This window comes from Allohahella sp. A8 (assembly GCF_047946665.1).
Classification (GTDB): Bacteria; Pseudomonadota; Gammaproteobacteria; order Pseudomonadales; family Oleiphilaceae; genus Allohahella.
Genome location: NZ_CP172312.1, coordinates 2,098,622 through 2,121,698, shown reverse-complemented (window position 1 = coordinate 2,121,698; position 23,077 = coordinate 2,098,622). Strand labels below are relative to the sequence as shown.

Genomic DNA, 23,077 nt, shown 5'->3' with positions numbered 1-23,077 from the left:
GACCTCTCGCCCAACGGGCGGCCGCTGTGATCACCGGGCTCTTTCTGTTCCAGAACGACCTGCGGCTTGACGACAATCCGGCACTGCAGCGCACAGCTCGCCAGGTCGATCACCTCTACTGCGTTTATTTCATCGATGCAGCACTCTTTACGCACGCAGAGTTGCAGTTGCGTCGCATCGGCTGTCATCGCTGGCGCTTTCTGCTTGAGACACTATTTGCGCTCGATACGGAGCTGCATCGGGTAGGGCAGGTGCTCCATGTGTTCTACGGTCAGCCCCGGCGCCTGCTGCCGCAGCTGCTTGCAGCCACGGGAGCCACGACGCTTGGCCTCAGCGCACACCCGGGTCCGTATGAAAATGCCACGATAGAAGCAACCCGCGCCTATTTTCCAGACCTCGGATTAATCGAAGAGTTCGGCAGCACCCTGTTTGAACCGGAACAGTTGCCCTTCGAGCTGGCTGAAATGCCTGATGAATTCACGCGCTTCAAAACAGCGGTGGAAGGTCGCAAGGCTCGAAACCAGAGCACGCTCGGAAAACTACCCTCGGCCGGCCGGGCCGCGGTGCTCGAGAGCCTGATGCCTCTGTGCGTCGTCAAGATCGACGACGGCAGCCTGCTACTCCGAAGACGCATATCAGACGGCAGCCCGCCAGATATTCCCCAGCTGTCCAAACCAGCCATACCAGCGGGGCTTGAAGAGCCCGTCGCCGAATTGACCGATCGTCTCAAGGGCGGCGTCGGAGCTGCCAAGGCCCAGCTTGATTATTATACGGTACAGAGCAGGCTGATCAGCCGCTACAAGGCCACGAGAAACGGGCTCGATGGCTGGGACTTCTCGTCGAAGCTCTCGCCATGGCTGGCCGCTGGATGTCTATCGCCGGTACAGGTCGCCGAAGCCATAAGCAGATTTGAGTTGGCTCACGGTAATAACGATTCCACTGACTGGCTCTACTTCGAACTACTGTGGCGTGAATACTACCAGTGGTTGCTCTACAAATACGGCCGAAGACTTTTTCTGAAGAAGGGTATCCAGCAGAAGCGCAAGCTGACCACGTTCTACCCGCAGGCATTCAAATCCTGGTGCGAGGGCAGCACAGAGTGGCCGATCGTCAACGCCGCCATGCGGCAACTGAAGTTCACTGGCTGGATGTCGAACCGCGCGCGCCAACTTGTCGCGAGTTGCCTGGTCAATGAATTACAGGTGGACTGGCGATATGGCGCTGCCTGGTTCGAGCAATGGCTTGTCGATTACGACGTGGCGAATAACTGGGGTAATTGGCAGTATCTGGCTGGCGTCGGCACAGACCCGCACGGGCAACGGCGTTTCAACCTGCATGAGCAGGCTGAGCGTTATGATCCCGAAGGGCGCTTCATCATGCGCTGGCAGACTCAGGAACAACAAGAATAATCAGGAAGGGCAATAATGGTGGGCCTGGCAGGACTCGAACCTGCAACCAATGGCTTCGAAGGCCACTACTCTATCCAATTGAGCTACAGACCCTTAAAAGGCACTACCACCAGCTTCTTGTGAACGCTTCCGGGTAGCACACCCTCTTGGGCAGCGTGGATTGTAACAGACTTCAAACTTATGGCAATCGCCGATGCATCGCTAATCCGCTAAATTCGCCTCTGGCGGGCGCGGATGCCGCCGATAAGTATTCAGGCAAGGCATTTCTTGCTAGTCTAGGGTCCTCGCCGCCGTCTAGATCCGGAATACCCGTTTTATGCTAGAGCCGTTGAATACCCTCAGAGAAATATTCCAGGTGGCAGCCGATCTGGACGAGCCGGGTCAGCTCCTCGAATTGATCGTCTCGCGTGTCCGCCTGGCCCTGAAGGCTGAGGTCTGCAGTATCTATCTGCTTGATGCAGTTGAAGATTGTTTTGTGCTCAAGGCTACTGAGGGCCTGGACAAGAGTGCCATCAACCAGGTGCGTCTGCCACGGGGTGAGGGCCTGGTTGGCTACATTGCTGAACATCAGGCGCTGCTGAACGTCGAGCGCGCATCGAAGCATCCGAATTTCGTATTTTTCCCCCAGACCGGCGAGCAGGCGTTCGAGTCATTCCTCGGCACGCCCATCGTCCATTTCCGCAAGCTGATCGGCGTGCTGACCATCCAGAAGCACGCTGCTGAAAAATTCACCCTCGAGCAGGAAGCGTTTGCGATTACCATCGCTGCTCAGCTGGCCGGACCGCTCGACCAGTCGCTGGATAACGGTGACCTGCATCTGCGCGATGAGCGTGTGCCGGATGTCAACATACGCTTTCGTGGCGTCAAAGGCGCCAGTGGTCTTGCCATGGGTAAGGCGCTGTGGTTGAAGCGCAAGCACACGCTGGCTGGGATCGTCGACACCAGGCTGGCCGATGTCTCGTCCGACAGGGATGCAGATCGGGATGCCGAGGTCGAACGTTTCAGGGTGGCGCTTGCAGCCGCCAAGGAAGACCTGAAGGAACAGAAGGAGCGCATGCGCGGCAATCTGCCGAAGGATGTGCTCGCACTCTACGGCATGTACCGCATGATTCTGGAAGATCGCAGCCTTGCCGACGAAATAGAGACCTATATCAAGGCTGGTTGGACTGCGGCGACCGCTCTGCGCAAGACCGTAAAGAATCATGCGCGGGCCTTTGAGACCATGGAAGATGATTATCTCAAGGCAAAGGCTGAAGATATCCTCCACATTGGCCAGCGCGTCTATGCCCAGCTTCGTGGCGAAGAGGATGATATCGCGGGAGTAGCGGGGCCGACGATACTGGTCGGCTCTGATCTCAGTATCAGTGACATCGCTGAGTTTCCGACGGAGCAGCTGGCAGGCATCGTCTGTACCAAAGGCTCTGCGCTGTCCCATCTGGCGATATTGGCCAATGCGCTGGGCGTACCGGCCGTGCTCGGCGTTGGTGAGCTGGATCCAAACCGCATAGACAAGGCAGAAACTATCCTCGACGGCTACCGCGCCATCGTCATTTTCAAGCCGGTCGAGCAGTTGCAGCGTGAGTACCGCAAGCTCCTCACCCAGGAATCCGCGCTCCTCAAGGGGCTGGATGCGCTTCGCGACCTTCCGGCAGAGACCCCGGATGGTACGGCCGTAACGCTCATGGCCAATACGGGCTTGCTGGCTGACATCACGCCTGGGCTCTCCCGAGGCGCGCAAGGTATAGGGCTGTATCGCTCCGAAATACCCTTCATGATGCATGAGTCGTTTCCATCTGAAGGCGAGCAGGTTGAAATCTATCGGCCGGTTCTCGAGGCTTATCATCCCAAACCCGTTTGCATGCGAACGCTGGATATCGGTGGGGACAAAAATCTGCCTTACTTCGTCTTCACTGAAGACAATCCTTTCCTTGGCTGGCGGGGCATACGTTTCACGCTCGATAACTCGAGCATCTTTCTCTCGCAGATCAGGGCAATGCTGCGAGCGAATATCGGGCTGGATAACCTCAGTCTGCTCTTGCCAATGATCAGCCGGCTAGATGAAGTGCTCGAGTTCAGGCAGCTGCTGACCGAGGCAGTACTGCAGCTCGAGAGTGAGGGCTATGAAGTCAGCCTGCCGAAGTTGGGTATCATGATCGAGGTGCCGTCCGCGATGCTGATTCTCGATCAGCTTGCCGAGCATATCGACTTCATATCCATTGGCAGTAATGACTTTACCCAGTATCTGTTGGCCGTTGATCGCAACAACGTCAAGGTGTCCCAGCTTTACAGCTGGTTCCAGCCGTCGGTATTGCGGGGGCTGAAATCTGTCGTATCGCAGGCGAAGGCGCTCGGCTTGCCGACGAGCCTCTGTGGCGAAATGGCCGCCGATCCAGCTGCCGTTATTTTGCTGATGGGAATGGGGATCGATCAACTGAGCATGTCGGCCTACACCTTGCCGAAAACAAAGTGGGTTATCAGAAGCATTCCGCAGTCAGTAGCCGTGTCGGTGTGGAATGAAGTCCAGATGATGAAGACGGAGTCTGCCATCCGTCAGCGATTGACCGAGGTGCTTGAACAGCATGGGCTCGGCGGTCTGATAAGAGCCGGGGCGCACTAGGAAGACCGGACATCGGGTGCCGCAAGACCGGTATCTGCATAAACTAACAATAAGAGAGTACATGTGTGAAGGATACCGCTGCCGTCCTCGATTGGCGCGAGTACAGACTTGCGCAGATCAAGCGCAGGCTTAACCTGGTCTATGCCACCGCATTGATGTTTTTCATCATCTACAGCGTGCTGGACTATCTCATCTTCCCGGCTCGCGTAGCGGCACTCACGGTGTCCCTGCGTCTGCTCGTTGTCACACCCTGCATGCTACTGGTGCTCTGGGCACAGCACCGTGACTGGCCTTATGAACGATTCATGACGGTCTATGCCGGAAGCTATCTGGCCGCTGGACTGAGCGTGGTCGCTGTTATTACGATCAGTCACATGAAAGAGGTTCCGGTACCTTACGACGGGCTCTTTCTCGCACTGGCCTTCGGTTATTACCTGATCGCGCTGCCGGTGTTACTGACCTCGCTGATCTCCTTCACCTATACGCTCGTCTACCTGGCCCTGGCATGGGCCTACGATTTTGCGCATATTTCGTGGCTACTCGAAGCGTACTTCCTGCTCAGTGCCAATGTGCTGGGCGTGATCGGTGCTGTTCTGCTGGAGCGCTCGGCGCGGCAGAACTTCCGTCAGCTGTGCTACATCGAGTCGGCGCGGAAACGAGCCGTACAGGATAATCGCAGCAAGACCAGGTTCCTCGCCTCGGCCAGTCATGACCTTCGTCAACCGCTCGGCGCGATACAGTTGCTGCTCAGTGGGCTGGGTGACCAGGTCCGCGCGCTCCCGGAAACACAGCCTTCGCCACAGCAGCAAAACGGTGCTGCCGACACAATGAGTAGCCCGAGGACCGACGAGTTGCTCATGATCGTTCAGCACCTGAAGTTGTCGAGCGATCTACTGCAGCGTCAACTTCGCTCGTTTCTGGATCTCAGCAGTCTGGAACTGGGCGTTATCAGTCCGGCGCTGCAGCGCTTCCAGCTGAGCGAAGTGCTTGAGGGCTTACGCGCAGAGTTCCCCAGCTTCATTTTCAGTCTCGAGAGTCCAGGAGACGGCGCGGCAGACGTCATGCTGGCCTCCGATCGCGGTCTGTTCGAGCGTATCTGCAGCAACCTGATGGATAATGCAGTCAAGCACGCCCGTGCGACCAGACACGAGCTGAAGGTGCGACTGCCCCGGACGCGTGGCGATAAGCTCATCCTTGCAATCTGCGATAACGGCACCGGGCTCAGCAAGGAGCTCATTGCGCATATCAATGACCCACCTGAAGATCGCAGCGAGTTTTTTGCCAATGCCAAGGGCACCGGCCTGGGATTGGTGACGGCTACAGAACTTGCAAGGCTGCTTGGCATACAGATTCGCGCCAGCAGGATAAGCGGTTCTGAAGATACAGCTTCGAATACCGGCGAGCGTCGAGGGGGTACTGAGCTGGTGATCGAGGTGCCGTCAGAGATGCTGGACGAACTGCAGCTCTAATGCACTGGACAGACGTTCAGCTGTCGTTATGCCCAAGAAGGCCGAGCTGAAAGCCTCGTCGCACACACTCGGTGCGATTGTGCGCTTCCAGCTTGTTGAACAGCGCCTTGAGATGACTTTTCACGGTATCTTCCTGACACTGAAGAATGCTCGCTATCCTCTTGTTGGGCAGACCTCTGGCCAATAGCCCGAGTACCTCGATCTGCCTGGGCGTCAGATTCGGCACAGCTTCATCCAGTTGCAGCGTTGCTTCCGTAGGGGCGGAGCGTGAATAATTCGAAGGCGTGACGATCTTCCTCGACAGCACATCACTCAGTGCCTGGTCGACCTCTGCCAGTGGTGCGGATTTACTGATGAAGCCGTTCGCCCCCGCACTGATGGCCATCGTGACGTCACTGGGTGAATCATTGGCCGACAGAATGACCACAGGCAAATCCGGCTGATTTCGCTGCAGATGTGCGAGCAGTTCATGGCCATTGCCATCGGGTAACATCATGTCCAGCAACAGGAGATCAAAGCCTGGCTCTCGCTGGAGCCGCGCTGATGCGGCATGTAGCGAATCGGCGTATTCGAAACGCAGGGGACCGTGATCGTTTCGGACCCGACTGTTTTTCATGGCATGGAGAGCCAGCGCCAGACCCTGGCTGTAGATAGGATGGTCATCGACTGACAGAACGCTCAGCACTGGTCTCATATCGGCCTCCACGCTTGCTGACATCAGGCAGCCGCTCCGGCTCCCGAAGCGGAGCCTGAGCGATGTGTCACCTGGTCTTCAGCGACTTCGATGATGCTTTGTCGGAGATCTGAATCGAGCACAAATCGCGCCTCGTCTGCTATGCGGTCCAGTTTCCGATTGTATACGATAAAACCTTCTTCATTGTGGCTAACCACCCGCTGTGAGCGAAGCGTGTGGATGAAATTCCGGAACAGTGTCTTGTCGAAGAACTCCGGCGCGTTGAGGCCGTAAAGGATCGACATACGCTCGGCCATGGCCGTACTACGCTCTTCAAGTTCGAGGTCGGTGAGTCGACCAGAGCCATGGCGTCGCAATATGGCAATCACTGTGTAATAGCGTTCGAGCGTTGGCAGAATGCTTCTGGCCAGGCTCTGCAGACACACCGCCTGCAGCGAGCCCGGCGGCGGTGCGTGATAGACATCTCCGCTACTTGAAAGCATGCCAGCATCGATGAGCGCCGCCAGCCACGCATCCACGCGCGCAGGCAGTTCGTCTTCAGACCAGCGCAGGAACAGCTCCGATCTGATGTAGGGATAGATCGAAGACATCATCCAGTGCAGACGCTCTGACTTCAGTTCGTTCTCATGCTGGAAGAAGGTGGCAATCAGCCCTGGCAGCGCCAGCAGGTGCAGAATGTTGTTGCGATAATAAGTGAGCAGGATTGCGTTGCGTGCATCCAGCTGGACGATATCGCCGAGCTTCTGCGGCCGTATCTCGACCAGCCCCATTTCGACCAGATAGTCGATCCAGCGCGGGCCATCTACGTCTGGGCAGGTCATCTCAGCGCTATACGGACAGGCTCGCAACAGGCCCACCAACAGCTCACTTTGCCGGACCAGAATGGTGGCATCGATTGACTGCCTGGGCGTGGCGAGCAGGAAGGTCGAAAGAATGTTGACCGGGTTGAGTGCTGCAGCCGCGTTGATGCCGACAACTATGCGATCGGCTACGTCGTCGACCACGGGCTTGAGCCAGTTTGGACGGTCAGTGGCTTGTAATGGCTGCTCTCGCCAGTCTGGCCGATGCTCGTTCAGAATTTGAGACAGATACATCGGCTGACCGAAGTTGACGCTGACCTGGCCGAAGGTGTTACGCAGATTCTTGATGGACTTGAACACCGAAAACAGCGACTCCTGCTGTTTCTTCTTGCCACGAAGTTCGCCGAGATAGGAACCGGCTTCCAGAATCTTTTCATAGCCGACGTACACCGGTACGAAAATCAGTTCCTTTTTTGGCTCCCGCAGATAGGAGCGAACCGTCATCGCCACCATGCCGGCCTTAGGAGCCAGTGTTCTGCCTGTGCGACTGCGGCCACCTTCGACGAAATATTCGACCGGGAAGCCCTTCACAAACATGGAATGCATATATTCGGTAAACACTGCCGCGTACAGCTGGTTGCTCTTGAAGGTACGACGCATGAAGAATGCCCCGCCGCGACGGAGCAGAGAGCCGAGCACCGGCATATTGAGATTGATACCGGCGGCAATGTGCGGAACCATCAATCCATTGTTGTAGAGCACATAGCTCAGCAGCAAATAATCGATATGGCTTCGATGACACGGCACATAGATAACGCTGCCTTTCTGTGCCACATCCTTCACAGCTTCGATGTTGTTGACAGCCACACCGTTGTAGATCTTGTTCCAGACCCATGACAATACAATGTCGAGGAATTGTACGGCGCCAATCGAGACGTTAGAGGCAATTTCCTCCGCGTATTTCTTCGCGCGTAGTGTGGCTTTTTCACGATCGATCTTGGCCGTGCGCATCTCCCGTTCGATGGCGAGTTCGACTTCCGGCATACGGATCAGACGTGAAACCAGTGTTCTGCGGTGCGACAGATCCGGCCCGACCACAGCCTGACGCATAAGCCGGAAATGGACCCGCAGCAGTCTGGCAGTCTTTCGAGTGGCGCGTGCGGTATCAGGGCTGCCTTCCAGGATATGACTCAGCGAGACTGGCTTGCTGAACTGCAGGAAGACGTTCTTGCCATGAACCAGTATGACGAAAAGCTGTTTGAGACGGCCACCAACTGACCAGGCATCCGTCAACAGCAACTTGAACAGTGACTTTTCTTTCTCGGGCGCCCGACCCCAGTACAGCGTGACTGGCACGACCTGAACATCGAGTTCGTTGGTATGACTGGCTTCGATGAGCCTCCGTAATCGATCGCTTATGGTTGGCGAGGGGCGCTTGCGGAAGGTTCGACCGCGTTTCTGGTAGAGAAAGAAATGGCTTCTGCGCAGCGTTTCACTGCCCAGATGCAGCGCAGCCTGTGAACTGGGCATGCCAGCCTTCAAAATCTCCTGCTCGAGGACCAGTCGGCTGCTGAGCGACTTGTGTTGTAGCACGTACACCACTGGTCTGGCTGGATCGAGGCCCAGTTTACTGGCGTCATTGCCAATAACATCGGTACGCACCCAGAGGAAAAGGATCTTGCGTAGCAGGGTAAAGAAGTAGGAACTTATGATATGCATGTTTCTGTTATCAGGCCCGGTAGCTCAGCGCGTGTTCTGGCAATGATGAAGTATGCGAGCCGGCGCGCTATCATCCGGTACTCAATCACCTTATCAGAGCATCTTGGGCGGCAAGTGTAGCAAAGTCTTCCTACTCTTTAACCGGCTTTTTTCTGCTCGCCAGTCTGGCGGGCCGCTCGCAGTACAAGAGGAGTCTGCCTTGCCAAAATTTGACGCCCTGCTTACGCCACCAGGTGCAGTTGCCGGCCGCTCCGGATTTTATGGTCGAGTGCCATATACCGCCTCACTCCTGCCCCGAAGTGCCGGTGCTCGGTTCATGCTACTGTCGAACTCGCACATCGTCCTGTCCGAAAGCACAATCCTGGATGCGTCTGACTACAGGCACTCCGCGCTTCAGTTACCGATGGATGACTTTGCCAATGCGCTCATGGTCCTGGACGGCGTCGAGGTGGGGCACTTCGAGGTCTATCCTGACGCCGCGCTGGCCGCCCCGCCGCTGTTGAACGCCAGCTCGCCAGAGCTCGGGACCTTGCCGGTGCTTGCAGTAGACCAAGTGCAGCTTGAGGCGCTCGACCTGCCAGATGGCCATGCTCTTGTGCCCCTGAGAACTGCGCTGTTCCAGCTCGACCGCTCCGAACACAGGCTATTCAACCGTCTGGTTCAGTGGAGTCACTGGGTACTGCAGACGCGGTACTGTGAACAGTGCGGTGGCCGTCTCGAGACTTCAGCCACCGAGTTGGCGCTGTTCTGCAGCAACTGCGTCAAGCCTGTCTATCCTCGGGTGGCGCCTTGCATGATCGCTGCCGTTCATCGGCCTGGCGAGTTGTTACTGGCGCAGAACGTGGCCTTGAAAAGCCGTGGCCTCTATAGCTGCGTGGCAGGCTTCGTCGATCCGGGCGAGTCTGTGGAAATGACCGTGCATCGTGAGGTTCGTGAAGAAACCGGCGTTCTGCTCAGATCAATACGCTACATCGAATCCGAGGCCTGGCCTTTTCCACATCAGTTGATGCTCGGGTTTCTGGCAGAGTACGAATCGGGCGACATTGTCCCGGAGCCGGGTGAGATAGAGGATGCGCAGTGGTTCAGCATCGATGATCTGCCACCAGTTCCACCCAAGCTGACCATATCCGGCCGCTTGATACGTCTGGCCGTCGACGAGCTTCGCGCTCAAAGAGGCTATTGAGTGCCAATGTCGACCTGTGATGTCCTGGTGATGGATTCAGGTAGCGGCGGGCTGAGCATCTGGCAGGCACTGACGGCCACCATGCCGGCACTGGAGACGGTCTACCTCGCTGATTTCAATCATTACCCCTACGGTGAGCAGACCGAAGCAGCGTTGATAGACCGTCTACGCCACCTCGTAGGGCGTTGTGTCGAAATGTGGCAGCCAAAGATCGTTGTCATTGCCTGCAACACTGCCAGCACCGTGGTGCTGGATGCACTCCGCGCTCAGTTCCCGCTGCCTTTCGTCGGCGTTGTGCCTGCAATCAAGGTCGCTGCCGCGGCCAGCCGACAGCACCGTATAGGCTTGCTGGCCACGCCAGGCACTATCAAGCGCAGTTATATTGACCGGCTTGTCGAGCAGTTTGCTGCGCACTGCACGGTCGTCAGGGTCGGTAGCTCAGAGCTGGTGCATATGGCTGAGCGGCGAATTCGGAATTGGGGCGGAGAAAGCGTTCAGCAGCAGGACGATGCTGAGCAGCTTACCGCAATTATCGAGCCCTTCCGCGAAGCCGCTTGTGATCAGGTGGTGCTCGGTTGCACTCACTTTCCATTGCTGCGAGCTGAGTTTGAAAAGGCGCTTCCAGAGGCCGCATGGGTCGATTCAACGGCAGCTATCTGTCGCAGGGTAAATGCCCTGTGGGCTGAAGTCGCAACAGGGGAGGCGGGCCTGGGGGGGCAAGAACGACGGGCGCATCACGTGCTACTGTACACCGAGCCGAAGCCGGCTGCGGGTGCCGACCGGCAACGCATTGCGGTGGTCGACGAGCAGTGGCGAGCTGCCATGCGCCGAATGGGCTTTGATAGCATCGAGCGGTTCAAGTAGAGTTGAGCCGCTCGACCTGTCGTTATGGGTGCGGCGTCAGATCAGCCGGGCGAGTTTGAAGACTGTCAGGAACTCGAGAGCCGGAATGCCACGTCGATGACAGGTGTATATCCTGTGAACATCACCTCTGAAGCGTGACTTCGTAAACTCCAGCCCCTTGAAGTTGTACAGGAAGCTGCCTTTCTCATAAGTGAGTCTAAGTGCTTTTTTCAGCAGCTTGGATTCCTGAGGCTCATCGGGCCCATCGAACATCAGCGGCACCAGGCCAAGGTCTAGAAAGGGTACACCTTCAGCCTTGAATTGCTCCATCGCGTGGACGATCAGGGTGTAGAAAATGCCCTGTTTGAAGTCGGCACAGGCGCGCGAGATGTTCGGCACATAGCTGATAATTTCGTTGTTCTTGTAGATCGGATCGAAATACACGAAGCCCACGGCCTTGCCATCCTGATAGGCATAGAAATGACGTTCATTCTCCTTGTACTCCATCTGCATGGGACGGATGAAGAAACGAATTTCCTTTTTCTTGCACTTGCGCGTCTTGATCCAGGCGTCGGATATTTCGCGGGTGTGGTCGTCGCTATAGCGTTCCTGAACTGTGATGCCCTGTTTTTCAGACTGGTTCAGCGCAGTACGGATAACCTGCTTCTTCTTGCCGCTCAGCGACCACTTCGCGAGATCAATGCGGATCTCGGAGCCAAGCTGAGTACCGTAGAAGTTGTGACGCTCGTTCAGATAAGTCGCGACGGGTTTGGTCACCTGCAAGTAAACCGCATTTGGAAAGCGCTTGTTGAACAGCTCGAGCATCAGGGCGAACTGCTCTGGCGCAGAGACCGGATCGGCCAGAACGAAGATCTGTGACCACTGGCGCATGAAGGCGATGTAGCCGACGCCGGGCACGTCGAAAAATTCCATATTCGGCTGCAGGGTCGAAAAAGCCTGCGAGTGAATCCCATGCTGCTTCAGCATCTGCACGCGTTCAGCAAAGCTGAATTTGCCGATACCGCTATTGGGAAGATCCAGCGTACTACTCAGGTCAAGAACAAGACTCGACTGGCTCATGGCATTCACCTCTGACTGACTCTTAAGGATTTTATAGTTGTTCTATCGTATTTGATTCAGGCCTTGGCCTTCGCAGCTGCAATGGCCTGCTTGTCGCCAAGGATGGACCAGTAGTTGGCCAGGCCCGCAAAGCTGAAACGCTTGATGGACTTAATTTCAAGACCGGCGCGACGCATGGCTGCAGGATAATCGTAGATATTGTGCAGAGCGTTACCCGCAGTGAGCCAGAATAGCGACACGGCGACGTACCAGTAAGCCTTCTGAAACTGTCGGCGCAGGATGTTGCCCTGTGGCAAGGCGAAGTCACCAACAACGATTTTGCCATCGTCTTTTGCGAGATCGATGAGTTGCTTCAGTACACGATCCATCATGTCTTCACTGAAGACGTTCAGGAAGAAGTTGCCCACCACCATGTCGTACTGACCGAACTCTTCGAACTTGAAGATGTCGGCCTGGACGCGGCGGATATCGAGATGCGTCTTGCCCTGCTTAACCAGTTCGTCATCAAACTTGCGCAACATGGTCTCGGACAGATCGACCACTGTGACACGAGCGCCTCTTTCAGCAGCATGTATCGCATCCTTGCCATGACCGACACCGGCGAACAGGACACTGTCGCCAGCCTTGAGATTGGCTTCGTCAAGCATCGCGACCTTGGCTTCGTGTATGGCCTTGCCGCTGTAGAAAGCGCTGAGCAGATCATAGACCGGACCGACGAACCTGTACTTGTCTCGCGCTTCGGCAGGGCGTGCTGCGGTAGAGGCAGGTGAGTTGGCTGACTGAACTGGCTGTTGGGCGCTTTGCATAATGCTGTATCCAAATTCTATGGAGTCGTGGTGACTGATGTGTCCATCCGTCGGATGACTCGCTGGTTGATTCAAGCACTTCGATGGATTGAAGACGCCATGAAAGCTGAAGCCATACTATGTTACCGACTGTAAGAGAACTGTGAGACAGGCCGCAAAACGCTACGAAAAGCTTGTAATGCAGAAACAAAAAATGCTGTAATTTCAATAATCTGAAATAGATTGTCCTACAAACGGATAACCGATTGAGGCGGGTTTCACAGGACGCGGCAGCGCTTGTTGACAAGCCTTGCCAGACTGCCCCGAATCGGCGTCTACTTCAGCTGTACGGCAGATACCAAAAACAACTATTGATCTGTACCATTGGACCATCATGCCAAATGTGACGTCGATCACAGGCGTGGATGGGTTAACAAGGATGACAATCAATCAGAATGGAACGGGAGTTTCTATGTCTTTTAGTATCGCTACAAGTCTCGCAAACAAGACTGTGCTTATCACAGGCGTCAGTGGATTTCTCGGCAAGGTTGTGCTCGAGCGGTTGCTGGCGGAGGGCCCTGTAGGCCTGAAAATCAAACTGCTGCTCCGTGGCTCAAGCAAGTTTACCGATCCACGACAGCGGTTCGAGCAGGAAGTACTCAGCTCGTCGATTTTCGACAACTTGCGTGAGAAGGGCGATCTCGAGAAGCGACTGGTTGACGTCAGCTGTGTCGCGGGGGAATTGACCCAGCCATCGCTGGGATTGGGTGCCGAAGCGTTTGAAGCGCTCGGTAGGGAACTGGATTTGATAATAAATTCTGCGGCAAGTGTTAACTTCCGCGAAGCGCTTGATCAGGCATTGTCGATCAATACGTTCAGTCTGCAGTCATTGATGTCGCTGGCTGACGTAAACGGGCGTTGTAAGTTTTTGCAGGTGTCCACCTGCTATGTTCATGGCAAGCGACCTGGTGTCATCTTCGAGCAGAATAACGCTCCGGTAGGTGAAGCTGGTGTGGAAGCGCGAGCCGGTGGTTGTTTCGAAGTCGATGCGTTACTGCGACATCTGCAAAGCGCCGCTGCTGCGGTAAAGGCAGCTGCAGTGGACTCGGAAGCAGCCGAACATGCGCTCATCGAGCTTGGGGTAGAGGAGTCGAGGCTGCGTGGCTGGAACGATACCTACACCATGACCAAGTGGCTGGGGGAACAGCTGCTGTACAACCACTTCGGTGATAGCGGGCGTTTAACGGTCGTGAGACCGGCAATCGTTGAAAGCACTCTGGCCAGTCCTGTACCAGGCTGGATCGAAGGCGTGAAAGTGGCTGATGCCCTGATTCTGGCCTACGCCAGGGAACGCGTCACTTTCTTTCCTGGTCGGAAGAAGTCGGTCATCGATGTCATTCCAGCCGACCTGGTTGCCAATGGCATCATCACGGCCGCAGCAGAGCTGCTCACGCTGACCTCCGGCAGGAGGATTTATCAGGTAGGCAGCAGCCAGCGCAATCCGGTGACGATCAACGAGCTTGTGGAACATGTCAGTGAGGAGGCGCAAACGAATCATGCGGCGCACGATCGGCTGTTTTATCGTCGACCTCAGCGACCGTTTATCGTACTGCCAAGACCGGCTTTCAAGCTGATGCTGTCTGGCGTGAGTGCGGGACTCAAGCTTAAGGGCATGCTCAGTGGCATTGCACCGAACGAGCAGAAGAAGATAGAAGCGACCAATAAACTGGCGATGATATTCTCCTTCTACACGTCGCCGAACTATGTGTTCGATATGTCAGAGATGCTTTCGCTCTCCAAGCGCCTCAGCGCTGAAGAGCAGAAGATGTTCCCTGTGGATCCAGCGACGTTCGATTGGAAGCATTACATGCGCAACGTGCATATTCCGGGTTTGAACCGTTACGCGCTGAAGCCGAGAAAGCCCGAAGAGGCGGTCGGTGGTGAAGGCTTAACGGAGCTGAATCTTTCCGCTGCCGGGTAAACCACCTGGGCCGGCTACACCTTCCTGACCAGGAACCACGATTGAAGAAGCCTGCTGACGGCGGTATTCCTGCAGCTCCTTCATCGTATCCTGCATGGATTGTTGGGCAGCCTCTGCAAAGCCGGCCACCGCTTCGGATAGCGATTCGGCCTGCAGTTCGAAATTAAGCGGAATGGCGCCTGCTGGTGTCATCATCTGCGCCTGGCCGAAGTAGAGTGTAGTACGGCCGGGATCTTTCTCACCTTCGCTGGTTACCGGCGTCATCCGCCGAATCGTGCCCACCTTCTGATCAGTGAATACTGCTTCCTCGTAAAGATTGTTCGCATCCATTGAATTGGCAGGTGCTTCTTTCTGTCTGTCCGTCATTCTCAACTCCGTTCCTGATGTGTTTGCTATCCGCAATTTGCTTAGCCGACCACCTTAACGTGCCGGACCGATCCGCTCAAGTTGCCTTGCCGCCGCACTACCACGGCAGCCGTTCACCATTCCAGGCGATGAACTGGCCGCTATCCACCGGTCTCAGCTCTCCGATGCGAGCAAGCAGATGCCCGGCTGCCGATTCAGGCGAGTGTAGTGTTTTCTGATAATTGGCAGTCACGAAGGGCTTGCTCAGGCTGGTGTTTACGGTGCCTGGATGCAGTGCTACGCATACGCAGTGGGGCAACTTGACACCCCACTCCAGTGCAAGCGTCTTCAGGAACATATTGTGCGCGGCCTTGCTGGCGCGATAGCCGTACCACCCACCGGTTCGGTTGTCGGCAAGGCTGCCCACTCTGGCGGACAGTGACGCGAAAACAGATGTACCCTTGTGCTTCAGCAGGCTCTCGAGCGCCTGAGCCAATAGGAGAACAGGGAAAGCGTTCGCCGCGAAAAGCGCGTGCAGCTGGGGCAGAGCCACCTGCCTGAGAGATTTCTCCGGCCTGACGTCTTCGCTATGCAGCAGACCGATACAGTTGATGACGAGGTTGATCTGGCTGGTATGCTCATGAATCCGGGTCGCCAAGCGTTGATAGCTTGCGGGATCGGCAAAATCGGTTTCGAGTCGAATGAGGCGACGTTCGTTTGGGAATGCACAGGACTTCGCGCTGCTTCTATCTACCGTAAAAACCTTCGCGACTTTGCTCTCATCGGCAGATAGCAAGGCGCTCACAATCGCGCTACCAATGCCACCGCTACTGCCAGTCACCACCGCCCTGATCGGTTCGTTTGTCCACTGCTGTTCTGGCAGGGCGAAGTTGAAGTCATGATGCGGCGACATTGGGGGTAACCTCGGTAAGAGAGGCCTCGACCTGCGGGACTCTAGGTACATTCCGCAGGCTCCGAGATGGTCGGGATTACAATAACTTGATACGAAATCGGGTACCGTATCGGCCAGTCTTATTCACTTTGTACCGTAGTCCCTGATACGCCTTATGATCACAATATTTACTGCGAGCGTTGCTGCCCCAGATCTTCGGTGCCTGGTCCGCTGGACACTCGTCGGCCTGATGACATTCATCTTGTGTGCAAATTTACGGGCTGAAACCACGCCTACGCATGCACTTGCCCTGGAAGGCCCTACGATTCTCACGACATTGCCACCGCGCTGTACAGTCGGTGCTGAAGCCGGAGCGGACCAAGATGTGGACGACGTCGATGAGGACACTGATGAGGATGAGCCAACCACGCAGATATATCAGGTGAGGCCGGTGAAGGCTGGCCGCGCGCATTGTGAGTCGTTCAGGGAGCTCCAACTAGCGCCAGTCGAAGACAGCCGTTTCCGTTTCTGGCCGCCGGCACCCGACGATGTTGAAGCCATGTTCCGTGCCTCGGCAGAAGTTACTGCTTCTGAGGACAGTTCAGCAACGTCTGCCGCACAGGCAGTGAAGGATGAGCAACCCACGCAGGCGCTCATCGCACTTTGTGAACGCAACCGCTTTGGTCGCAGCCTATGCGGCCTGCAAGACAGGGCTGGTCAGCTGGTTGTGCCCCTGAAGTTCGATGAGGCACGCCCTAATCCGGATAGTGATTTGCAGGCGGTACGGTTCGACAACAGGTGGGGCTATTACAGTATCGCTCAACAGCGGCTTATCGTGGTCCCGCAGTTTGTCAAAGTCGGCGATTTCACCGAAGGATCAGCCTTCGTCGAAACGTCGGATGAGCCCACGCGAACCTGGCTCATCGACGAAAATGGCAACCGTATCAGGGAACTGCCTGTCGGTGCCCGCATCAGCGGCGATTATGAAGAGGGCCTGTCGTTGCTGCGATTTGATCAACGCTTCGGGTACGTCGACGAGCGAGGAAATGTCGTTATTTCCGCACAATTCATCAATGCCGCACCGTTCAGGGATGGTCTGGCCTTCGTCCAGTACAGCCAGGAGCCGGATCAATATGCGCTTATTGATCGCAAGGGGGAGGGGCTACTGTTCTTTCAGTTCCCCGATACTCGACTGTTGCCACTTGGGCAGCAGCAATATCTGGCGCTTAGTGGCTGTAATAGCCGCAATGGCTGCCTTGCCCGCTGCATATCACTCGGCGTCGATGAGTCGCCGAACGTCCAGGTGTTTGATAGTGAAGCCGCTGTGGCCCTCGAAGTGAGCTGTCTTGCCCAGGATGCGACGGAGTGACCTCCGCAGAAAATACCCAGCCCTGCTGAGCTCGTGACGGAAAGTTAACGTAACAGCTGCTTTGGTCCCGGAGCTATTCTCGCTCCAGAATTTGGCTGCATGGTAACGCTGACTTGACATCGATCTTTCCTGCCCCGCTACCCATCAGGTGCTTATGCAGCGGCATCCGGTTCATGCTACTGCTCTGCATCGTCTACCTGACTGGCTGCGGGGGCATGCAGTCGGTATTGGATCCTGCTGGCAAGGAGGCCTCTACACTTGCCGAACTCTTCTGGGTGCTGTTCGCCGGCGCCGTAGTGCTTTGGCTGCTCGTCAACGGGCTGTTTTTCTACGTCACTCGCCTCAATACCCGCTCCATGTCGCGCCGTCTCGCCGAGGCTCTCATTATTGGTGGCGGTATCGTTTTTCCAACAGTGGTGCTGGCGGGTTTGCTGAGCTATGGCCTCATGATGATGCCTGAACAACGTGAGGCGGGGGACGATCTCGTGCTCAAGGTCACGGGCGAGCAGTGGTGGTGGCGGGTCGAGTATTGGCCCAAGGGTGCAGATCAGCCAATTGTCTCCGCCAACGAAATTCGCCTGCCACTGAACCAGCGTACGGAAGTAAAACTCACTGCCGCCAAGGTAATTCACTCCTTCTGGATTCCGGCGCTCGCCGGCAAGATGGATATGTTTCCGTTGCGTGAGACGCGTCTGGCGCTCGAGCCGCAGCGGGTCGGCACATTCAGGGGGCAGTGCGCAGAGTTCTGTGGCGAATCGCATGCGCGAATGGCTTTCAAGGCGGTGGTCATGCCTGAAGATGAATTCGACGCCTGGCTTGAGCAGCAGGCTGCGCCGGCGCAGCCGCCGGCAGATGAGCTCGCTGAGCGAGGGTTGGCAGTCTTTCAAGCACAAGGCTGCGGTGCTTGCCATTCCGTTCGAGGTACGCCTGCGAGCGGACGGGTGGGCCCGGATCTAACCCATGTTGGCGGACGAGAAACACTGGCGGCAGGAACTTTGCCGGTGACGCAGGATGCATTCGTGCGGTGGCTGAGCGAAACCAAACACATCAAGCCAGGGGTGAAAATGCCATCATATGACATGCTCAGCCGGGAAGAGCTCAATGCGCTTGGGCATTATCTGGAGGGGCTTCGCTAGTGGCTGACGAAACCACGGGAAAGAGTAAGGCACTCTCGGACACGCTTGCACCAGAGGGCACCTATCCGCCTACTGAAGCCATGCTCGAAGCCCCGGTCGATCGGGAGTTTCAGCAGCAGTCCGCCGACAGACTGAGGGCGGTCTGGGCAACGCCGAAGGGCTGGCGCTACTGGTCTGCCGTCAATAACTCGGAAGTGGGCAAGTGGTATTCGCTCACCGCGCTGTTCTTCATGCTGCTCGCGGGCGTTTTGGCATTGATGATGCGCGTGCAACTGGCTGTTCCTGAGAACGATTTCCTGTCCGCCAATACCTTCAACCAGTTCTTCACCATGCACGGCTCCGCGATGATGTTCCTGTTCGCGGTACCGATGTTCGAGGCCATCTCGATCCTGTTGCTACCGGCCTTCCTGGGCGCGAGGGATATGCCTTTCCCTCGGCTGTCTGCCTACGGCTTCTGGTGCTTCGTCATCGGTGGCATCTTTGTGATGGGGTCCTTACTGTTTGATGCCGCACCTGATGCCGGCTGGTTCATGTATCCACCGCTGGCCACCCAATATTCCGGTATTGGATCGGACATCTGGCTGCTGGGCTTGTCGTTCATCGAAGTGGCTTCCATAGCGGCGGCAGTCGAGCTTATCGTGGGCGTGCTCAAGTGTCGTCCGCCTGGCATGCGCATTAACCTCATGCCGCTATACGCCTGGTATGTGCTCGTCGTCGGCGGCATGATCGTGTTTGCGTTCCCTCCGCTGATCGCTGGTGACTTCCTCTTCGAGCTCGAGCGCAGCATGGACTGGCCCTTCTTCGATCCCACACGCGGTGGCGATCCCATGTTGTGGCAGCACCTGTTCTGGATCTTCGGGCATCCTGAGGTGTATATCGTCTTCCTGCCATCGATTGCCATCGCTGCGATGGTCATTCCCACCGTCGCGCAGCGGCCCATCGTTGGCTATTCCTGGATCGTCGTGTCTGCCGTTGGCACCGGCTTCCTGTCGTTCGGGCTGTGGGTGCATCACATGTTCACCACAGGGCTGCCCGCGCTCTCGCTGGGCTTCTTCTCTGCGGCGTCCGAAGCAGTGGTCATTCCAACCGGTATACAGCTGTTTGCCTTCCTCGCCACGCTCATGGTCGGGCGGGTCAAGGTAAATGTGCCGATGCTCTATATCGCCGGTGCGCTCGCCATATTCACCATCGGCGGGCTGACAGGGGTCATGATCGCGCTAGCACCCTTCGACTGGCAGGTGCACGATACCTACTTTATCGTCGCTCATCTGCATTACACACTCTTCGGCGGCATGGTGTTTCCCGTTATCGGCGGCGTGTATTACTTCTACTCGTTTTTTACCAAGAAGCAGATGTCCGACCGGCTGGGGCGTATCGCGTTCTGGCTCCTGTTCGTCGGCTTTAATGTCACTTTTCTGCCAATGCATCTGACCGGGCTGAAAGGCATGCCCCGGCGCGTGTATACCTACCAGGAAGGGCTGGGCTGGGACTGGTTGAATATGCTCTCGACAATAGGCGCCTTCATCGTCGCCAGCGGTTTCGTTGTGTTCGTCTATGACCTGCTCCGGCCGAAGGGTAAGCAGGGACAGCCACCGCGCAACCCCTGGAATGCGGGCACCCTCGAGTGGTCGCACGATATTCCGGATCAGGCCTGGGGCGTGCGTTCCATTCCCTTCATCACCAGTCGCTATCCACTGTGGGATCAGAAGAAGTTGGTCGATCGTATGGACGCCGGTCGCTATTACCTGCCGGATGCTGCCGAGGGCAAGCGTGAGACGCTGGTGACTACTGTGCTCGATGCGCGGCCGGTGCTTTGTCAGCGCGTTACGGGGCCTGCCTGGGTCACAATGTGGGCGGCGATTTTTACCGGTGGCGCCTTCATCCTGCCGACCTTCCACCTGTATACGCCGGCCATGATTTCAGCGGTGTTTGCAGTGGTGTGTGTCATGTACTGGCTATGGTCCTCCACAGCGCTGATTCCTGAGCAGCCGCAGAAGGATGTCGGACTCGACCTGCGTTTGCCGGTGTATGCCTCTGGGCCGCAGGCGCCCGGGTGGTGGGGGATGTGGATCACCATGCTTGCTGCGATCACGGCCTTTGCCAGTCTCATATTTGGCGTGTTCTTCTACTGGACGAGCAAGCCTGATTTCCCTCCGCCAGGGAGTGATCATGCCGACCCATGGCTACTCGGCCTGACTGCGCTCGCCGTTGGTACGGCCTGGGCACTGATGCTGTTGGCCAGGCACTGGAACCGACACGACCATGTAGGACGCGCACGCATGTCGTTGATCGCTTCCACCGGCCTCACAATAGTCGCAGGCGCAAGTCTGATTTACGCGGTAAGCAGTCGCGAACTGGAACCTACCAGTCATGTCTATCCCGCAACCGTATGGGCACTGATGGTCTGGACCACCTTCCACATTGGCGTGGGGCTGTTGATGCAGGGCTACACGCTGGCCGCTTCGCTCTTTGGCAAACTGACGCCGCGCTATGATGCGATTCTGGTGAACGTTTGCCTGTTCTGGCACTTCCTCTGCGTGATCACGGCCGTCACCGTACTCACGCTGGGCGTATTGCCGAGGTTGGTCTAATGGTCGAGCGCAAGACTGAAGTCGCCAAATCCGCTGACGAAGCGTCACTTCGCGAGGACGAGGAGCGCAAGACCTTTGCCGAGGAAAGCGATAGTTTGTGGTTGATCACCTTGGGTCCTCTGATTTGGATTCTGCATTTCCTGGTCTGCTATGGGCTCACAGCAATGGTCTGCGCCAAGTTGGGCGGCAACGCCGATTGGCTGCAGATCCTGCGTATCGTCATCGCAGTAGTGACTGTCATCGCGCTAGTCGGTATCGGCGTCACGGGCTGGCGAGCCTGGAAACAGTGGGATTTCCTCGATGACTTCGACTACAGCCATGGCCTGGCCTTCGAGGAAGACCGACATGAATTTCTGGGACACGCAGCCTTCATGCTTGGCATCGTCGCCTTCATCGGCGTGGTATATGTCGCGCTACCAGCGCTGTTCATGAAGACCTGCCTGTGAAGCGTCAGTTGGGCAATAAACTATACGGTAGCATCGCGCTGGCCTTGCTGATGCTGCTCTGGCTCCTGGCGCTGACGTGGCTACCTTCGCCGGCACCGTTCAGCCATCATATGCTGCAGCACATCATACTGGTCACGCTCGTCTCGCCTTTGCTCGTCTTTATGTTCCCCAGCCTGCTCTGTAGCGTAGCCCTGTCTCCGTTGCTGGCTACGCTGATCGAATTCCTCGTCGTGTGGGGATGGCATTTGCCTGACCTGCATGCAGCAGCGGCGCATTCGATGCTGGTCTATCTGCTGGAGCAAAGCATGTTTCTAGGCGCCGGCATACTTATCTGGGGCTCGGTGCTGCAGCCGGGGCAGGCTATGGCCGGTGTTGGTGGCCTGCTGTTGACCTCCATGCACATGACCATGCTTGGCGCCTTGCTGATATTGAGTCCACGAGCGCTCTATCTGCATGATGCGGCGGTTGAGAGCCTGGCCGCATCGAGCGCAATGGCTCTGCAGGATCAACAGATGGGTGGCATGATCATGCTCGCAATCGGCACGCCCATTTATATTCTTGGCGCCCTGGTGTTGCTGCGCCGGTCGCTGAAAGCCGAGGTCTTTTCATGAAGCGATATGTCGTATTCACGCTCTGCCTGATCCTGCTGGCACTGATAGCTGCGTGTGCCGTCGTTGGCTTGGGGCTCTTCAATGTTTCGGCACGGCAAGGCCATCTTCCAGGGGTATACTGGATTTTGCACACAACCTATCGCAATTCCGTGGATCTGCGCGCCCCCTCCGTTGATACCGTGCCCGACTTGACTGATGAAGGGCTCGTGCAGCTTGGTGCTGGGCATTACGATAGCGCCTGCGTGATGTGTCATGGCGTGCCGGGGCAGGCGTCCAGCGCGACAGTTCAACATATGGTGCCCATGCCACCGCCGATACAGGGTGCAGTGGAGAACTGGAATCCGGCTGAGTTGTTCTGGATTGTCAAAAATGGTGTGAAGATGAGCGGTATGCCCGCCTGGCCGACCCTGGAACGTAGCGATGAGGTATGGCCCGTGGTCGCCTTTCTGAACCGCGTAACGGAGATGGACGCGGCTGCCTATGATGCCATGCTGACACAGGATGCAACGCAGCAGCCAGGCCTGGCGTCTTTACAGACGTACCGGCAGCGCTGCCAGGTCTGTCATGGGCCTGTAGGACTAGGTGTAGAGGCGAGCTATGTCCCGAGGCTCGATCTGCTCAACGAGGCCTATATCAAGGCGTCCCTGCTGGCGTATCGCAGCGGCGAGCGGCACAGCGGAATCATGCAGCAAGTTGCCTCGCTACTGTCTGACGAGGAGATCGATACACTGGCAGAAGTAGTCGGCAAGATATCAGGGCGGACTGCTCCTGCAGTGCCGCCGACAGAAGGCGTGGACAGGTCAGCGGACCTGATCGCCGCTGGCGCGAAGATTGCCGCAGGTGAGTCCGAGCACCGTGATGTACCCGCCTGCAACGCATGCCATGGGCCATATCCTGTCGAACGATCTGAGCTATTTCCGGCACTGGCCGGCCAGCACGAAGGCTACATCCTGCGTCAACTGGAACTGTTTAAATCGGATAGCCGCGGTGGATCCGAACGCGCGAGGCTCATGCATGAAGTGGTGCCCCACCTCGATAAAGCGCAGATGCAGAGCCTGGCTGCGTATTATGCATCGCTGGCGCCTGCTTTAGACCTTCCGTGACAGG

The 23,077-nt window shown here is 56.8% G+C and carries 18 protein-coding genes and 1 tRNA gene; 12 read left to right on the top strand and 7 right to left on the bottom strand.

Features of this window, described 5'->3' with window-relative positions; translation table 11 throughout:
- The first annotated feature begins 26 nt into the window (after positions 1-26).
- Positions 27-1,409: a DASH family cryptochrome gene (locus ACH3PB_RS09445; protein ID WP_416399221.1), complete on the top strand. Its 1,383-nt coding sequence runs from the start codon at positions 27-29 to the stop codon at positions 1,407-1,409.
- Between the two features lie 16 nt (positions 1,410-1,425).
- Here the strand turns inward: ACH3PB_RS09445 and ACH3PB_RS09440 are convergent.
- Positions 1,426-1,502, bottom strand: a tRNA-Arg gene (locus ACH3PB_RS09440).
- Between the two features lie 223 nt (positions 1,503-1,725).
- Here ACH3PB_RS09440 and ptsP point away from each other — a divergent pair.
- Together ptsP and ACH3PB_RS09430 are read left to right on the top strand one after the other, a co-directional pair.
- Positions 1,726-4,026 (top strand): phosphoenolpyruvate--protein phosphotransferase, encoded by a 2,301-nt coding sequence (ptsP, locus tag ACH3PB_RS09435; RefSeq protein WP_416399219.1) that lies wholly within the window; start codon positions 1,726-1,728, stop codon positions 4,024-4,026.
- A gap of 65 nt (positions 4,027-4,091) precedes the next feature.
- Positions 4,092-5,495: a sensor histidine kinase gene (locus tag ACH3PB_RS09430; RefSeq protein ID WP_416399218.1), complete on the top strand. Its 1,404-nt coding sequence runs from the start codon at positions 4,092-4,094 to the stop codon at positions 5,493-5,495.
- A 16-nt stretch (positions 5,496-5,511) separates the two neighbouring features.
- Here the strand turns inward: ACH3PB_RS09430 and ACH3PB_RS09425 are convergent, their stop codons facing one another.
- Both ACH3PB_RS09425 and plsB read right to left on the bottom strand, forming a co-directional pair.
- Complete coding sequence (locus ACH3PB_RS09425) at positions 5,512-6,213, bottom strand: response regulator transcription factor (protein ID WP_416399216.1); 702 nt, start codon at positions 6,211-6,213, stop codon at positions 5,512-5,514.
- On the bottom strand, positions 6,213-8,708 hold the full coding sequence (gene plsB, locus ACH3PB_RS09420) for a glycerol-3-phosphate 1-O-acyltransferase PlsB (protein WP_416399214.1): 2,496 nt from the start codon (positions 8,706-8,708) through the stop codon (positions 6,213-6,215). Before plsB ends, ACH3PB_RS09425 begins: the two co-directional genes overlap by 1 nt.
- Positions 8,709-8,907: 199 nt before the next feature.
- Between plsB and nudC the strand changes: the two genes are divergently transcribed.
- Both nudC and murI read left to right on the top strand, forming a co-directional pair.
- Complete coding sequence (gene nudC, locus ACH3PB_RS09415) at positions 8,908-9,891, top strand: NAD(+) diphosphatase (protein WP_416399213.1); 984 nt, start codon at positions 8,908-8,910, stop codon at positions 9,889-9,891.
- 6 nt (positions 9,892-9,897) lie between these two features.
- Positions 9,898-10,755 (top strand): glutamate racemase, encoded by an 858-nt coding sequence (murI, locus tag ACH3PB_RS09410; RefSeq protein WP_416399212.1) that lies wholly within the window; start codon positions 9,898-9,900, stop codon positions 10,753-10,755.
- A gap of 36 nt (positions 10,756-10,791) precedes the next feature.
- Here murI and ACH3PB_RS09405 read toward each other — a convergent pair whose 3' ends face one another.
- Positions 10,792-11,814: a DUF2156 domain-containing protein gene (locus ACH3PB_RS09405; RefSeq protein ID WP_416399210.1), complete on the bottom strand. Its 1,023-nt coding sequence runs from the start codon at positions 11,812-11,814 to the stop codon at positions 10,792-10,794.
- Between the two features lie 56 nt (positions 11,815-11,870).
- A complete protein-coding gene (locus ACH3PB_RS09400; RefSeq protein WP_416399209.1) occupies positions 11,871-12,620 on the bottom strand; it encodes a class I SAM-dependent methyltransferase in 750 nt (249 codons plus the stop codon).
- A gap of 451 nt (positions 12,621-13,071) precedes the next feature.
- Between ACH3PB_RS09400 and ACH3PB_RS09395 the strand changes: the two genes are divergently transcribed.
- Complete coding sequence (locus ACH3PB_RS09395; RefSeq protein ID WP_416399207.1) at positions 13,072-14,580, top strand: fatty acyl-CoA reductase; 1,509 nt, start codon at positions 13,072-13,074, stop codon at positions 14,578-14,580.
- On the opposite strand, the gene ACH3PB_RS09390 is transcribed toward ACH3PB_RS09395, so the two are convergent.
- On the bottom strand, positions 14,548-14,946 hold the full coding sequence (locus ACH3PB_RS09390) for a hypothetical protein (protein ID WP_416399205.1): 399 nt from the start codon (positions 14,944-14,946) through the stop codon (positions 14,548-14,550). The genes ACH3PB_RS09395 and ACH3PB_RS09390 overlap by 33 nt on opposite strands.
- A 97-nt stretch (positions 14,947-15,043) precedes the next feature.
- Positions 15,044-15,838 carry an SDR family NAD(P)-dependent oxidoreductase gene (locus ACH3PB_RS09385; RefSeq protein ID WP_416399204.1) on the bottom strand — a complete coding sequence of 265 codons (795 nt, stop codon included), beginning with the start codon at positions 15,836-15,838 and terminating at the stop codon, positions 15,044-15,046.
- A gap of 229 nt (positions 15,839-16,067) precedes the next feature.
- Between ACH3PB_RS09385 and ACH3PB_RS09380 the strand changes: the two genes are divergently transcribed.
- The 6 genes from ACH3PB_RS09380 (at position 16,068) to ACH3PB_RS09355 (ending at position 23,073) form a co-directional block, all read left to right on the top strand.
- Positions 16,068-17,186 (top strand): WG repeat-containing protein, encoded by a 1,119-nt coding sequence (locus tag ACH3PB_RS09380; RefSeq protein ID WP_416399202.1) that lies wholly within the window; start codon positions 16,068-16,070, stop codon positions 17,184-17,186.
- A gap of 173 nt (positions 17,187-17,359) precedes the next feature.
- Positions 17,360-18,322: a cytochrome c oxidase subunit II gene (coxB, locus tag ACH3PB_RS09375; RefSeq protein WP_416399201.1), complete on the top strand. Its 963-nt coding sequence runs from the start codon at positions 17,360-17,362 to the stop codon at positions 18,320-18,322.
- Entirely contained in the window at positions 18,322-20,913 is a 2,592-nt protein-coding gene (ctaD, locus tag ACH3PB_RS09370; RefSeq protein WP_416399200.1) for a cytochrome c oxidase subunit I, read from the top strand. Before coxB ends, ctaD begins: the two co-directional genes overlap by 1 nt.
- On the top strand, positions 20,913-21,359 hold the full coding sequence (locus tag ACH3PB_RS09365) for a hypothetical protein (RefSeq protein ID WP_416399199.1): 447 nt from the start codon (positions 20,913-20,915) through the stop codon (positions 21,357-21,359). Before ctaD ends, ACH3PB_RS09365 begins: the two co-directional genes overlap by 1 nt.
- Positions 21,356-21,970: a cytochrome c oxidase assembly protein gene (locus ACH3PB_RS09360; RefSeq protein WP_416399198.1), complete on the top strand. Its 615-nt coding sequence runs from the start codon at positions 21,356-21,358 to the stop codon at positions 21,968-21,970. Before ACH3PB_RS09365 ends, ACH3PB_RS09360 begins: the two co-directional genes overlap by 4 nt.
- Positions 21,967-23,073, top strand: a complete 1,107-nt coding sequence (locus ACH3PB_RS09355; RefSeq protein ID WP_416399196.1) for a c-type cytochrome — start codon at positions 21,967-21,969, stop codon at positions 23,071-23,073. Before ACH3PB_RS09360 ends, ACH3PB_RS09355 begins: the two co-directional genes overlap by 4 nt.
- The last annotated feature ends 4 nt before the right edge of the window (positions 23,074-23,077 follow it).